Raw genomic sequence first — 13,702 nt, 5'->3', positions numbered from 1 at the left:
CAGTAAATTCGCCCATTCTCAAACCGGCCCCGCCATCTGATGCCGCGCCGTAGCACTACTTTCACTGTCGATGTTTAAGAACACGATTTCCAACCTCACCCGCATCCGGCAGGTGGCTGAGGTGCTGTTACGCTACGGGTTTGAGGATGTGGTGACCACCACGCCGCTGCGGCGGCTGGTAAGCCAAAGTCGCCGCTTGAGCTGGCAGCGCTCCGAGCGCCAGGTATTTGAAACCACGCGCTGGGAGCGGGTGCGCCTCATTATTGAGGAGTTGGGCCCTACTTTCATTAAGCTGGCCCAGGCCATGAGCAATCGGGCCGACCTGCTGCCCCAGGCCCTAATTGACGAGTTTGAGAAGCTGCAGAGCAACGTGCCGCCGTTCGACGTAGCCATTGCGCGGCAGATTATTGAGCAAGAGCTGGGCCGCCCGATAACAGAGGTTTTCAGCGAGTTCGACGATACCACGCTGGGCTCGGCCAGCATTGGGCAGGTGCACCGGGCACGGCTGCTGACCGGCGAAGAAGTGGTGGTGAAGGTGCAGCGCCCCGGCGTGCGCGAAAAAGTGCGTTCCGACCTGGCCTTGCTGCACGAGTTGGTACGCCTCACAGCCGGCTTCCTGCAAAAGCAGGGCCTCTCCAATCCGCAGGACATTGTGGATGCCTTCGAGCGCAGCATGAGCAAGGAGCTGGACTACACCGCCGAAGCCCGCTCGATGGAGCAGTTCCGCAAGCTGTACGAAGACTACACCACGTTCTACATCCCGAAGCCGTTTCGGGAGCTGAGCAGCGAGCGCATCCTGGTGATTGAGTTCGTGAGCGGCTGCAAAATCACCGACAAGCCCCAGCTGCTGGAGTGGGGGCTAAGCCCGGAGGTGGTGGCCGAAACGGGCATGGATATTTACCTGACCCAGATTTTTGAGTTCGGAATTTTCCACGCCGACCCGCACCCCGGCAACGTGCTGGTGCAGCCCGATGGTACGGTGGTGCTCATCGACTTTGGCATGGTGGGGCGCCTCACCAAGCAGCAGAAGTATGCGTTTGCGGGCGTGTTTATTGGCATGGCCCGACAGGATGCGCGCAACATGGCGCTCAGTTTCCGACGCTTGGCCCTCACGGCCGAGATTCCGGATATGCGCATGTTCGAGTCGGACCTCAGCCAGCTGATTGAAGACTTTGCCACGCTCGACGTGAAGGAGATGAGCATGAGCGACCTTGCCGACGCCCTGCAAACTGTTATTTACAACTACAAGCTGCAGGTGCCGGGCGCGGTGTTCCTTATTCTGCGGGCGCTGGTGATTCTGGAAGGTATTGGCAAGGTGCTGCACCCCCGATTCAATACATTTGAGTTTGTGCGGCCCTACGGCGCCAAGATTATCCGCGAACAGTACTCGAAGCAAAACCTGATGCTGGAGGCCGAATATACTGGCACCCAACTGCTGGCCCTGCTGCAAACCCTGCCGTCGGACGTGCGCCAGATAGTGCGCAAAATCAGCAAAGGTGAGCTGCGGCTTAAGTTTGAGTTGGTGGGCTACAACATGCTCATGCGCAAGACCGACCAGCTGGTGAGCCGCACCATTCTGGCGCTACTCTGCGTGGGAGGGCTCATTTTCTCCGGGCTGTCGCTGCTGGGCCGCTACTCGCCCGACATGCCCTACCGGCGTGGCGTACCCGAAATAACGTGGTGGAGCCTGGGTGCTACCGGCTTCATGATGCTGATACTGCTGCTGCTTGGTACCGGGCGTCGGGAAAAGGAGAAAGGGTAGGCCCCCGGTCAAACCAATAATTTGACTCCAAGCATTGTAGCCGAGCTTAAACGGGCCGAACTTTGCGGAGTAAGGCCGTATCTCTGCCTTGCTTGATTTTAAATGCCCTTACCGCTACGCTACCGAGTTCTCCTGGCCATTTTTGGCCTGTTAATGGGCCTTTATCCCTCTTTGGCCACTGCTCAAACCAGCGCCGAGGGTCTGGTGGTTTTGCGCGAGGCCAGCCTGCGAACCGATACCGCGACCTACCTGCTGAGCCGAAATAAAGTGGACGTGCAGGGCGTGCCGACGATGTATTTCTGGTATCGGCGCGACGATGAAACCGTGGAGCTGCGCCTGTATCCGGCTGTGGTGGGTCGTAGCGCGCCCTTGCGCCTGCGCCGTAATCCCGATTATCAGCAGCTCGACTCCCTAACCAAGGAGGACGACGGCGGTTTCCGCACTCGCCTCAAGTTTAAAAATTTAACGACAGGGGGGTTCCTGCGGCTGGTGGTGGAGCAGGCTTCTGACTCGGTGGGCCGGGAAGCACGCCGCCAGGTGGTGCCCTTGCTGCCGCTGTCCCGCACCACGCTGTCGCTGCGCGCGGCCGAGAACGAGCTATTTGTGGGCGAAGAAAAGGTTTTTGAGCTGACCAGCTCCAACGCGCGCAACGTGCATGCCACCGGCGAGTGGGTGCGGGGAGCCGAATTTGACTACCGCCTCGTGAGCGAGGCCAACGGCATGCTCCGCCTGCACGTGCTGCCCCACCAGCTGGGCGTGCGCACGCTGCTGGTAAAGCTCCAGACCGAGCGGCCCACGCTGGTGGCCGGCGGGCGCCTGAGCTATCAGTTGCCTGTGCTGCGCCAGGACTTTAATGTGAAAGGCAGCCGCCTGCGGTTTCTGTCGCCCGATAAGCGGAGCGTGACTATGGACGAAGTGAGCCGCCGCAAGGGGGTGGAGCTGATTCTGGATAACGGCCGCAGCTTCGACCTGCACCGGACCTACCGCGTCGAGGACCAGGAAGAGCCGGGTGGCACGCTCATAGCCGAGGTGTATACGCGCCAGTACCTCAGCAACGACCGGGTGCTCTGCTACCTGCGGCCCTACAATACTCATCGCCAAACCGAAGGCTACCTCTACATAAAGGGGAACGACGTGGCTCGCTACGTCACCAACCTCGACATTACGCCCCAAACCGTGGTACGCAGCGTGCAGGTGCTGCACCGCGGCGGCGAATGGACGCCCTCACTCAACGTGAGCCCCGGCGAAATTGTGGACGTGTGCCTGGAGGGCGAAGGCCTGCAGAAAGCTCGGTTGTTTTTTGAGGATTTGCCCATTATTCCTTCAGATTCCACCGTTCGCACCGATGCGCGGCTCGTGTACCGGGTGCAGGTGCCCGTGAGCTTCGCCAAGCGTAAGAGCATTATTTACAACGGCAGCCAGCCCACCGGCTATTCCCTAACGGTGAAAGAGTTTCAGCGCCCTCACCCGCTGGACTTTGTGTCGGTGCTTTACGGGGAGGCTGCCCGGCCCATCACGCGGCTCGATGGCCCGGTGCTGCACAACGGCACCATCCGCGACGTGGTGTTCCAGTTTAACCCAGAAGGAATTGACAAAGGCGAGCAGTTTTATGGCAAGCAGTTCCTGAGCTTCGAAATCCGAACTCTGAACAACAAAGGGGAGCTGATGGAGATGCGCAATGTCGAGAACGTGGTCATCTGCCCCGGCGAAAACTCGCCTCGCTTCGCTTTCTACGCCGACAAGCAGTGCCGCACCGACCCCCTCAGCCTGAATGCCCTGCTGGGCCGCAAAACCTACGACTTTGATGACTGGAGCCGCGTGGTAGTAACGGTGAAGCACCAGGCCGCCCAATACAGCGAGCCCGGCTACACCCAGACCGTGGAGGTAGTGCTTAAGCGTCGCTACAAGTTCGATATCGACGTGAGCTTCCCGGCGGGCTTGCTCACCCGGCGCCAGGGCCAGGACGGCTACGGCAATTTTGGGGGTATTTCGTTGGCCACGCTGGCGCAGCTCAGCTTCTACAGCCCCGACAAAATCAACCGCTTGCGCCCGTACAAAATTGGCGCTGGCTTCGTGGCCCTCAACGCTTTCAATTTCAGCCCCACCAGCACCAGCGAGCGTGACTTGGGCATAGTCGTTCTGGGGTCGGTGTACCCGACGCGGCGCGATGCCAAGTTCACTTTTCCGCTGTATCTGGGCGGGGGGCGGCTGCTGGGCGCCGGCAAGTGGTTTTACCTGCTAGGGCCAGGAATTGGGGTGCGGTTGTAAGCTTTTAGCGAATTCAAAAGTCCTTTAAAATGGAGTTGAGGCTTGAGTAATCTGCTGAAAATTAGGTTTTGATACTAGTAAGTCAAGGCCAGCATAACGTCAGGTTTTGGTAAAATCTTGCTGGCGGCATTGAGGGTAGTCAGGCAAACTTGCCCCCGCTTGCTGCTATTGGCAAGCCGCTTTACGGCAACGACGCTGCTCATGAAATTCCTGACTACTCACCTCCTCACACTGCTGCTGACCGGCGTGCTTCTTCCCGCCGCGGCACAACCCACTTCGTCTTTTAAAAGCTCGAAACCACAAAGCACCGAGAGGTACGACACCGGCTACGACACCCGCAAGCACATCACCATTGCCGTGACGCGCTACACCGAAGCCCACGCGGCCCTCACGGGCTTTATCCGGGCCCGGGCCTTGCGGCTCCACAAACAAGAGGAGGCCCCCGAGCAGCTCATTGCTGATTTTGGCTTGGCCACGGGCGACTTGGCCCGCCTCGATTCGCTGGCCGGCGCGCTGGGCATGGTGCTGGAAAACAACCTCAATACCTACGACCTCACGCCCCAGCAGCAAAACCTGCGCGCTGAGGAGCAGAGCCTGACTCAGCAACTAACCGGCCTCAACGAGGATTTAGGGGCGGCGACTGGCAAGGAAAAAAAGGACTTTCGTGCGCAAATCGACATCGCCAAAAACCGCCTGCTAGTGGTGCGCGAACAGATGGCCGACCTCGCTGGGCACACTGGCCAGACCTACGTGACGCTGCGGCTGTTCGATGAAGTGAGCTTCCCCACTGGCAACCACCGCGTTAGCTTCGTGAACATGCCCGGCGTGGAATACGGCATGCTGCGCCTCGACAATCCGCAGTCGGGCCTCACCAGCCAGGCTTACCAGGGCTACGCCATCAAATACCTCTTTACGCGCGGCAAAAGCTACCTGAACCTGGGCGTGTACAAGCCGCAAATCAAGCAGGAAGGCGCCAAATTCGTGGATGAGCTGTTCATCATCAATTTCGGCCAGGATTTCTACCCGCGCAATTTCGGCCGGGGCCGCCGCCGCTACCTCAACCTGTATTCGAGCTACCAGATGGGCGGCTTCATTTTAAACCGGCAGGGTGGCGAGAAAAACGAATTCATTCCCAACCTCAACCTGGGCCTGGGCGTGGAACTGCTCAAAACCCGCCACATCCTCATCGATACTAAAGGCAGCTACTTTATTCCGCTGCACCAAAAGAGCCGTGAGCTGCGCGGGCTGCTGGGACAGGCGTCGTTTAACTTTGTGTTTTAGCTGGAGATGCTGAGTGGGTTAATTACGCATGTCACGGTTCATCGAAGTAATGGCAGGGTACAGCTAGGTAATCAGCAAGCTCAGTAGCGACTTGAACAGCCTGCTCTTTATCTCGGTAGCTGAATTTATGAACGATAATTCCCTTGTGATTAACTGCTTCACTCGATAGCATGACAATGTAGCTCTGCTCTGGCGTGTTGACTTGCCAATTGCGTCGACCTGCAACAGTATATTCAGAAAAGTACTTTATTACCACACTAGTCACTTGGGGGCATTTCTTCCACTCCCCAACACGCACGCCAAGCAGACGAGTGAAATGGCGATATCGGCGCTTGACTTTGTCAATAGCAAAGTCGGGGCAATCAACTGCTAAAACGAAAGCAATTACCAAAGAGAAAAAACCTGTAAACGCAGGTAGCGGCCCTCGGGCAGGCTTGCCCAAAGCTATTTCTGAGTTCTCGCTGACATGGTGGGCAACAGCGATAAGTGCAGCGCCGCCAACGGTCAGCAGCAACGTGGCAATGCTTCGAATGCTGGTAATTGGGACTAAGCGGGTTTCGAAATACCTCGGCATTTGACGCTTTTTTAATAGCAAAAGCCCGGCGCATTTGCTCGCCGGGCTTTTGCTATTGATAAGAAAGATAGTGCCAAGAGCTATTGCAGCTGCATATCTGCAATTATCGCCTGAATCTTCTCCTGTGCCAAGCGCGTGGCCAAGTCGAAATCAACTACCGATTTCATCGGCTGCTTCACGCTGAAATAGAACTTGATTTTGGGCTCGGTGCCGCTGGGACGGGCCGAAATCTTGCTGCCGTCTTCGGTGAGGAACTGGAGCACGTTGGAGCTTTCCAGGCCGGTTTCGGTGGCGATGCCGGTGCGTAGGTCGTGGATGCGCCCGGTTTTGTAGTCGCGAATTTCAACAACTTGCATGCCGGCGATGGTCGCGGGCGGGTTGGCACGGAGGCCAGCCATCATCTCCTGAATTTCTTCGGCGCCGCGCTGGCCTTTTTTGGTGAGGGAAATCAGGTCTTCGACGTAGAGGCCGTAGTGAGCGTACATCTGCACCATTTCCTGGTAGAGGGTGCGGCCCTGGTCTTTGGCCACGGCGGCCATTTCGGCAATAAGAGCGCAGGCCGATACCGCGTCTTTGTCGCGCACGAAGTCGCCGATTAGGAAGCCGTAGCTCTCTTCGCCGCCACCGATGTACTTCTCCTGGCCTTCCAAGTCGCGGATGAGGCCGGCAATGTACTTAAAGCCCGTGAGCGTCTGGTAGCTTTTTACGTTGTGCTGGCGGGCAATGTCGCCGAGAATTTCGCTTGTTACGATGGTGTAGACGATGAAATCCTGGGGCGTGGCTTGGCCAGCGCGGTGGCGTGCCGACAGCAGGTAGTAGGTGAGCAGGGCAGCGGTTTGGTTGCCGTTGAGCAGCACCCATTCGCCTTTGTCGTTTTTCACGCCCACGCCCACGCGGTCGGCGTCGGGGTCGGTGGCCAGCACGATGTCGGCATCCTGGGCCTGCGCTTGGTCGAGGGCCAGCTGCATGGCGCTTTTCTCCTCGGGGTTCGGCGACTGCACGGTGGGGAAGTTGCCGTTGGGCGTGGCCTGGGCTTCCACAATGCTTACGTTGCTGAAGCCGAACTCGCGCAGCAAGCCAGGCACCAGCGTAATGCCGGAACCGTGAATCGGCGTGTACACAATGCCTAAATCGTGCTGGCGCTGAATGGCGGCCGGGTCGATGCTGAGCTGACGGGCCTGCGCAAAATAAAGGGCGTCCACATCGGCCCCCACGCTGATGATTTTCGACGGGTCAGCCTCAAATTTTACTTCGCCAACGCTGGTGATTTTATTCACCTCGGTGATGATGTTTTTGTCGTGCGGCGCCACTACCTGCGCGCCGTCGTTCCAGTACACTTTGTAGCCGTTGTACTCCTTGGGGTTGTGCGACGCCGTGATGACGCAGCCGCTCTGGCACTCAAGCTCGCGAATGGCAAACGACAATTCGGGCGTGGGCCGCAGGGCGTCGAACAAGTAAACTATGATGCCGTTGGCCGAGAAAATGCCGGCGGCAATTTGCGCAAATTCGGCGCTGTTGTTGCGGCTGTCGTGGGCAATGGCCACCTTAATTTCCTGGTCGGGGAAGCTCTGAATCAAGTAATTGCACAAGCCCTGCGTGGCCATGCCCAGCGTGTAGCGGTTCATCCGATTGGAGCCCGGACCCATGATGCCGCGCAGGCCGCCCGTACCAAATTCGAGGGTGCGGTAGAAGGCATCGGTGAGCTGGTCTTCCTGCCCGCTGGTTTGCAGCTCGCGGATGGCAGCTTGGGTGTCGGCGTCGTAATCGGGCGTGAGCCAGGTGTTGATGGTTTGCTGGATTTCGGGAGTAAGGGCCATGAGAAAGAGAAAGTGTGTTGGCGGTAAATGTAGAGACGCATAGTTACGTCCCGTCGTTGAGCACTTGGCCGGGGCTTTGTGCGGCGACAAGGCGCAATTACGCGTCTCTACGGTAAAAGTGTTTTATAAATTGCCGCGCAGGGCCTGTTCGCGCTCAATGCTTTCGAACAAAGCCTTGAAGTTGCCTTTGCCGAAGCTCTTGGCGCCTTTGCGCTGAATGATTTCGTAGAACACCGTGGGCCGGTCTTCCACGGGCTTGGTAAAAATCTGCAGCAGGTAGCCTTCCTCGTCGCGGTCCACGAGGAGATTCAGTTCTTTAATAGAAGCCAAGTCTTCGTCAATGGCGCCGATGCGGTCGAGCAAGTCGTCGTAATAGGTGCTGGGCACCGACAGGAACTCGACGCCGCGGCGGCGCAGCTCGGCCACGGTGCTGCGGATGTCGTTGGTGGCGATGGCAATGTGCTGCACGCCGGGCGATTGATAGTAATCGAGGTACTCCTCAATCTGCGACTTTTTCTTGCCTTCGGCGGGCTCGTTGATGGGGAATTTCACGTAGCCGTTGCCGTTGCTCACCACCTTGCTCATCAGGGCCGAATACTCGGTGCTGATGTCTTCGTCGTCGAACGTAAGCAGGAGCTTGAAGCCCATTACGTCTTCGTAAAACTTCACCCAGGTATTCATTTGGCCCCAGCCCACGTTACCCACGCAGTGGTCCACGTGCAGCAAACCCACTGGGTTGCCTTGCGGCACAGCGCTGGACTTGGCCACAAAACCCGGCATGAAGGGGCCGGTGTAGTTGGTGCGCTCCACGAAAGTGTGCACGCTTTCGCCGTAGGTATAAATGCCGGCCAGCGTGACGGAGCCGTACTCGTCCTCGATGGTATAGGGCTCGAAGGCCACGCGGGCACCGCGCTTGGTGGTTTCCTCGAAGGATTTGCGGGCGTCGTCCACCCACAGGGCCATCACCTTCACACCGTCGCCGTGCTGGGCCACGTGGCGCGTGATGTCGGAGTTGGGCAGGAGGGAGGTGGTGAGCACCAGCCGGATTTTACCCTGCTGCAATACGTAGCTGGCGCGGTCGCGCAGGCCGGTTTCGGGGCCGGCGTAGGCCACCAACTCGTACCCGAATGCTGCCTGATAATAATAGGCCGACTGCTTGGCGTTGCCAACGTAGAATTCAACGAAGTCGGTGCCTTTCAGCGGGAGGAAGTCTTGGGCGGGTTGAGCCAGCACTTCGGGCGAGGTCATGGTTTGCATGGGCGGGAGGGGAAGAATGGGGGTGGGGATTGGTCGGGGTAAAATTAGGGGTTCCGGCAGAATTCAGCCTGTGCTAAAAAAAATGATAGCCCGCCGCGGCGCGTGTTTAGCAAAACCTTCCCATTTTTGTGCCCAATCATCTGCCTTAGGCCCTATGAATACCGAAGAATTGAACCGCGCCCTCGTGGCCCTGATTGAAAAGAAAGCCGAGCTGCACACCCTCACGTACGACGACGCGCGCTACGACGACGTGGAAGAGGCCCTGCACGACCTGGAGGACGACTTCAACGACGAGTACGGCGACTTCCTGGAATCGGCGCTCGACAAAGTGCACACCGACCTGAAGTCGGATACCGACGTGCTGCTGCCCACCGCCTACCTGCCCAGCACGCCGGGCTCCACGCCCTCGCCCAAAGAAGGCGTTTGGGTCGACTCGGAGAAATATCCCGGTAAAGAAGCGCGTATCACGCTTATACCTAACCCCGTGCGCATCATGCTCACCGTAGGCAAGCAGGTGCAGCAGGAGCTGTGGAAAGCGTAGGCATAGCGCCTGCTATAAGAATAAAGAACGTCATGCTGAGCTTGCCGAAGCATCTCTACTGCGCAACTAATCAGATTTAGTATAGCGGGCGAGATGCTTCGGCAAGCTCAGCATGACGTTCTTTCGTTTTCATTCTATTCTATCCACTTTCCAGTCAATATGCTCTACCGCATTGCCGAAGCTGCCGACTGGCAGCAGGCCCAGGAAACCGGCTTCTTCACCAGCGCCGATTTAGCAGCTGAAGGGTTTATTCATTCTTCGGAACAGCAGCAAATTCTGGAAACGGCCCGCCGATACTATGCCGGGCGTGTCGATTTGATTTTATTGGAATGGGACGAGGCGGCGCTGACCGCCTCTCAGGTGCGGGTGGAGCGGGAGTGGGTGGCTTCCCGCAACGAAGCCTTTGCCCACGTGTTCGGGCCAGTGCCGTTGGCGGCTGTGCGCCGCGCGTGGCCCTTTGCCGCGGATGCGCAGGGCACCTTTTGCTTGCCGCCTGATTTGTCGGGTAGCGGAGCGGGGTAGTGACGCTTTGCAGGCGTTATACTCGTTGCGGAGAGGAATGCGAACGGTATAGAGACGCGAACCAGCGAGTTTCGGCGGTGGACCATGCCGAAACGGCGCGGCTCGGAGAGGCAATGGGTTGCGATTTTACATCAGCCCACCAATTTTTCGCATTCCTCTTCGCAGCCAGTATGGTACGTTTTTTGTGATGAGGAAACGAGAGTTGGGAGTCTCGATAACATAAAAATTGGATTAAAAAGCTAACCCGGGCCGGGCCGGGAAGTTGGCTGTGGCTTCCAGTACCAATCAGGAACAGCCTTGCGCAACCTAGCTGGCTGTGCGTAGCTTTACTTAAACCGGCTGGTAATGCCCCTTTAGAAGTGGCCAGCCCCAGTAAGTTCCGGTCTTTAAATGCGATGTTTGGCTCTGCATTCTTACGGAGAGCCCGCCTACCGGGTCGCCCACCTACTTGTTCCTCTATGCCCGCAGAGCTATCGCATCCTGCAGTATTCAAGTCCTGTATTTTACGCCTGCCAAATTCCAAGCCCGAGTCACAGGTTCGCGGCTGGACACCCGCTAGGCGGGTGCAACCGGCTGCTGGTTGGCTACTCAAGCTGGTCTTCCTGCTGCTGTTGCTAAGCGGCGCGGCCACCGCCGCCTTGGCGCAGACGGCGCCCTCTGTATGCAGCCGGGACAATCAGTTCATCAACAATTGGTATTTTGGCTATAAGGCGGGGTTGGACTTCAACTCGGCCTCGAGCTCCCTTCTGCCCTCGGTGCGCTTTGGTGGCCAGATGGACGCGCCAACCGGCTCCGGGGTGATGTCGGGCGACAACGGTAGCCTGCGCTTCTACAGCAACGGCGAAGCTGTTTGGGGCAGTAACCATGTTATTATGAATAACGGCAACGGGCTGGATGGTAACCGCTTGACTACCGACGGCCCCGTTGCAATCAAGAAACCAGGCAGTCCAACAACTAGTGGAGGGCCAACGAGCTATTACCTGTTCACCCAAGATGCGCAGGGTGGGCCCAAAGGGCTGAGCTATTCGGAGATTGTCATTCCAGCAGTAGGGGGGCTGGGCGATGTGGTGCCCGCCACCAAAAACACGCGCTTGGCTCGCGGCACAACTGAGAAGATGACCGCTGTGCAGCATAAGAATGGCTGCGACATCTGGATTATTGTGCACGGCTTCGGCAATGGTCCTACCGGGCCCACCGACACGGATAACCGAGGCGATGCTTTTCTGGCATACCAAGTGACACCTACTGGGGTTAACCCACCAGTGATTTCGCCAATTGGAGCGCGGCACGACGGCCCTCAGGGTTATCGTGGCCAAATGAAAGTGTCGCCCGAAGGTGAACGGCTAGCTGTTGCCCGCTTCAGCGAAACTGTGGGCGACAACAGCAGCAGCGTCGAGCTGTTTGCCTTCAATGCCGCCACGGGCGAGGTCAGCAACCGCCGCCTCATCGATAGCGGGGCTGGGCGTTACTACGGCGTGGAGTTTTCGCTTAGCCGCAGCCGGCTCTACGCCACTGTAATGAACCCTCCCCAGCTACTGCAATTTGATTTGACTGTCGCCAACGTGCCGGGCAGCAGGCAGGTCATTCCGCTCAAGACCTCCGCCGACCTGGGCTCGCTCCAGGCGGCGCCCGATGGCAAGATTTACGTGGCCCGCAACAATCAGCCCGCACTGGGCTTCATCAGCTTCCCCGATTTGCTGGGTGCCAGGGCCCGCTATGAAGACGATAGCCTGAAGTTGGGTGGCCGCCTGAGCGGCCTGGGCCTGCCCAACTTCAACCAAAGCTCTCTGCTGCAGCTGGGCTTCTCATTCGCGTTCACGGGTTGTCAGGAGATTTCCTTCCAGGCCAACTCGCCCTTGCCCAACCCGGATTCCTACACCTGGACATTCAAGGATAAGGCAGGAACCATTCTTGGCACTAGGGTGGGGGAAAAAACCGCATTCACCTTCCCGGCAGCTGCTGGCTTCTACGATTTAACATTAAGCATCAGTAAATCGTGTTTTTGCCGCGAGCTTACCGGTAGCATTTTCTTGCCCGGCCGTCCTATCCCGGGGGGCATCGCCGCCTCTCAAACAGTATGCGCTGGTACGGCAGCTGCGCCGCTTACGAGCACGTCCCCGGCCACGGGCGGCAATGGTACGTTTGCATATCAATGGGAGTCTTCGCCAAACGGCACAACATCATGGACGAGCATCCCCAACGCCACTAGCGAGACATTTGCTCCCGGCGTGCTCACGGCCACCACCTATTACCGTCGCGGCGTAAGGTCCGGGCTTTGTGGGCCTGAATTCACGAATACAGTCGAGCTCACCGTGCTACCGACGCTGAATCCAGGCAGCATTGCAGCCAGTCAAACCATCTGTGCGGGAGCCGCGCCGGCTAGCTTTACCAGTTTTCGTGATGCCAGCGGCGGCACAGGCACGGTTGCCTACCAATGGGAATCCTCGACTGATAGTTTGAATTGGGTTAAACTAGCGGCCACTGGCCCGGCGTTCGCGCCGGGGCCGCTGTCGACTACCACCTACTACCGGCGCCGGGCAATGTCGGGCACCGGCACCTGCCCCACGGCGGTGTCCAACGCCGTAACGGTGCGGGTGCAGCCCGTCGTGACGCCCGCCGTGACCCTGGCGGCCCCGCCGGTGCAGTGCCCCGGCACGCCCCTTACCTTCACGGCCGGGGCCAGCAATGCGGGCCCGGCGCCCGCCTTCCAATGGTTCGTCAACAACGTGGCCGAGGCCAGCGGGCCCACGTTCACCAGCAGCACGCTAGTGACCGGCGACCAGGTGCGGGTGGAGGTCACACCCTCGACCGGGCTGTGCAGCACGGGCCCGGTCACGGCCACCCTCGCGGTGACGCGCACGCCCACACCGCCGCCACCCACGCTCGCCATTGCCGTGCAGCCGACCGGGCGGGTGTGCCCGGGCGAGCCGTTGACCTTCAGCATCGCGAGCGAAACCGGGGCCGGCCCGGCGCCCGACTACCAGTGGCAGGCCAACGGCACGGACGTGGCCGGGGCGCGGGGGCCGGTCTTTACCAGCACCACGCTGCGCGACGGTCAGACCGTGACGCTGCGCCTGCGCACGACCAACTCTTGCGGCCAGGCCGTAACGACTGTTTCCAATGGAATTACCGTGCGCGTTTTGCGGCCCGTGGTGGATGCCGGCCCCGATAAGGAAGTGCTGGCCGGCACCTCCGTGCTGCTGGAAGGTCGCGCCGACGGCAATTACCCCGTGACCTGGACCCCGAGTACGGGGCTCACTTTCCCCGGCAACGACCCGCTGCGGCCCCGGGCGGCGCCCGCCGTGACCACCACCTACACGCTCACCGGCGGCACCGGGGACTGCGCCTCTTCCGACCAGGTAACGGTGACCGTGCGCCTGCCCATCCGCATCCCCAACGCCTTCACGCCCAACGGTGACGGCCGCGACGACACTTGGCAGATTGAGTTCATCGAGCAGTTCCCGGACAATACCGTGAACGTGTTCAACCGCTGGGGCAACCGGGTTTTCTCGGCTACCAACTACGGCCGGGCCAACGAGTGGAAAGGTGACATCAACGGCGTGCCCGCCCCGGTCGGCACTTACTACTACGTGGTCGTGACGAAGGGCTCGCTGGGCCGCTCCTACACTGGCTCGCTAACGGTTCTGTATTAACCAACGCGTCGCGCGGAGGCCGGCGGA

General features: G+C 59.2%; 9 protein-coding genes. 6 read left to right on the top strand and 3 right to left on the bottom strand.

The annotated features are described in order from the left end of the window. Window positions 1–70: 70 nt before the first annotated feature. The 3 genes from ACP7AJ_RS10430 to ACP7AJ_RS10420 all read left to right on the top strand — a co-directional run bounded on the left by ACP7AJ_RS10430 (window position 71) and on the right by ACP7AJ_RS10420 (window position 5,311). On the top strand, window positions 71–1,762 hold the full coding sequence (locus ACP7AJ_RS10430) for an ABC1 kinase family protein (RefSeq protein WP_426060135.1): 1,692 nt from the start codon (window positions 71–73) through the stop codon (window positions 1,760–1,762). 102 nt (window positions 1,763–1,864) lie between these two features. Continuing rightward, a complete protein-coding gene (locus ACP7AJ_RS10425; RefSeq protein WP_426060134.1) occupies window positions 1,865–4,030 on the top strand; it encodes a hypothetical protein in 2,166 nt (721 codons plus the stop codon). Between the two features lie 201 nt (window positions 4,031–4,231). Further along, window positions 4,232–5,311: a hypothetical protein gene (locus tag ACP7AJ_RS10420; protein WP_426060133.1), complete on the top strand. Its 1,080-nt coding sequence runs from the start codon at window positions 4,232–4,234 to the stop codon at window positions 5,309–5,311. Window positions 5,312–5,342: 31 nt separating this feature from the next. Here ACP7AJ_RS10420 and ACP7AJ_RS10415 read toward each other — a convergent pair whose 3' ends face one another. From ACP7AJ_RS10415 to hppD, 3 genes are all read right to left on the bottom strand, one after another. Continuing rightward, the gene (locus tag ACP7AJ_RS10415) at window positions 5,343–5,825 is read right to left on the bottom strand and encodes a hypothetical protein (RefSeq protein WP_426060132.1); all 483 of its coding nucleotides are present in this window, start codon (window positions 5,823–5,825) and stop codon (window positions 5,343–5,345) included. Between the two features lie 140 nt (window positions 5,826–5,965). Beyond that, window positions 5,966–7,702 carry a phospho-sugar mutase gene (locus ACP7AJ_RS10410; protein WP_426060131.1) on the bottom strand — a complete coding sequence of 579 codons (1,737 nt, stop codon included), beginning with the start codon at window positions 7,700–7,702 and terminating at the stop codon, window positions 5,966–5,968. Window positions 7,703–7,825: 123 nt separating this feature from the next. After that, a complete protein-coding gene (gene hppD, locus ACP7AJ_RS10405) occupies window positions 7,826–8,959 on the bottom strand; it encodes a 4-hydroxyphenylpyruvate dioxygenase (RefSeq protein ID WP_426060130.1) in 1,134 nt (377 codons plus the stop codon). Between the two features lie 154 nt (window positions 8,960–9,113). Here hppD and ACP7AJ_RS10400 point away from each other — a divergent pair, with 154 nt between their 5' ends. The 3 genes from ACP7AJ_RS10400 to ACP7AJ_RS10390 all read left to right on the top strand — a co-directional run bounded on the left by ACP7AJ_RS10400 (window position 9,114) and on the right by ACP7AJ_RS10390 (window position 13,675). Continuing rightward, window positions 9,114–9,500 carry a hypothetical protein gene (locus tag ACP7AJ_RS10400; RefSeq protein ID WP_092668111.1) on the top strand — a complete coding sequence of 129 codons (387 nt, stop codon included), beginning with the start codon at window positions 9,114–9,116 and terminating at the stop codon, window positions 9,498–9,500. A 159-nt stretch (window positions 9,501–9,659) separates the two neighbouring features. Further along, window positions 9,660–10,022, top strand: coding sequence for a DUF952 domain-containing protein (locus ACP7AJ_RS10395; protein WP_426060129.1), 363 nt, complete (start codon window positions 9,660–9,662; stop codon window positions 10,020–10,022). A 563-nt stretch (window positions 10,023–10,585) separates the two neighbouring features. Then, window positions 10,586–13,675 (top strand): gliding motility-associated C-terminal domain-containing protein, encoded by a 3,090-nt coding sequence (locus ACP7AJ_RS10390; RefSeq protein ID WP_426060128.1) that lies wholly within the window; start codon window positions 10,586–10,588, stop codon window positions 13,673–13,675. Window positions 13,676–13,702: the final 27 nt, after the last annotated feature.

It is taken from the genome of Hymenobacter sp. B1770 (assembly GCF_049896385.1).
Lineage (GTDB): Bacteria > Bacteroidota > Bacteroidia > Cytophagales > Hymenobacteraceae > Hymenobacter.
The sequence above is the reverse complement of the archived record's forward strand: the minus strand, read 5'-3'. Positions and strand labels throughout refer to the sequence as shown.

Excerpts from the sequence above, each read along its gene's own strand:
- ACP7AJ_RS10430 (WP_426060135.1), top strand. The coding sequence starts at position 71 with ATGTTTAAGAACACGATTTCCAACCTCACCCGCATCCGGCAGGTGGCT.
- ACP7AJ_RS10425 (WP_426060134.1), top strand. The coding sequence starts at position 1,865 with ATGCCCTTACCGCTACGCTACCGAGTTCTCCTGGCCATTTTTGGCCTG.
- ACP7AJ_RS10420 (WP_426060133.1), top strand. The coding sequence starts at position 4,232 with ATGAAATTCCTGACTACTCACCTCCTCACACTGCTGCTGACCGGCGTG.
- ACP7AJ_RS10410 (WP_426060131.1), bottom strand. The coding sequence starts at position 7,702 with ATGGCCCTTACTCCCGAAATCCAGCAAACCATCAACACCTGGCTCACG.
- hppD (WP_426060130.1), bottom strand. The coding sequence starts at position 8,959 with ATGCAAACCATGACCTCGCCCGAAGTGCTGGCTCAACCCGCCCAAGAC.
- ACP7AJ_RS10400 (WP_092668111.1), top strand. The coding sequence starts at position 9,114 with ATGAATACCGAAGAATTGAACCGCGCCCTCGTGGCCCTGATTGAAAAG.
- ACP7AJ_RS10395 (WP_426060129.1), top strand. The coding sequence starts at position 9,660 with ATGCTCTACCGCATTGCCGAAGCTGCCGACTGGCAGCAGGCCCAGGAA.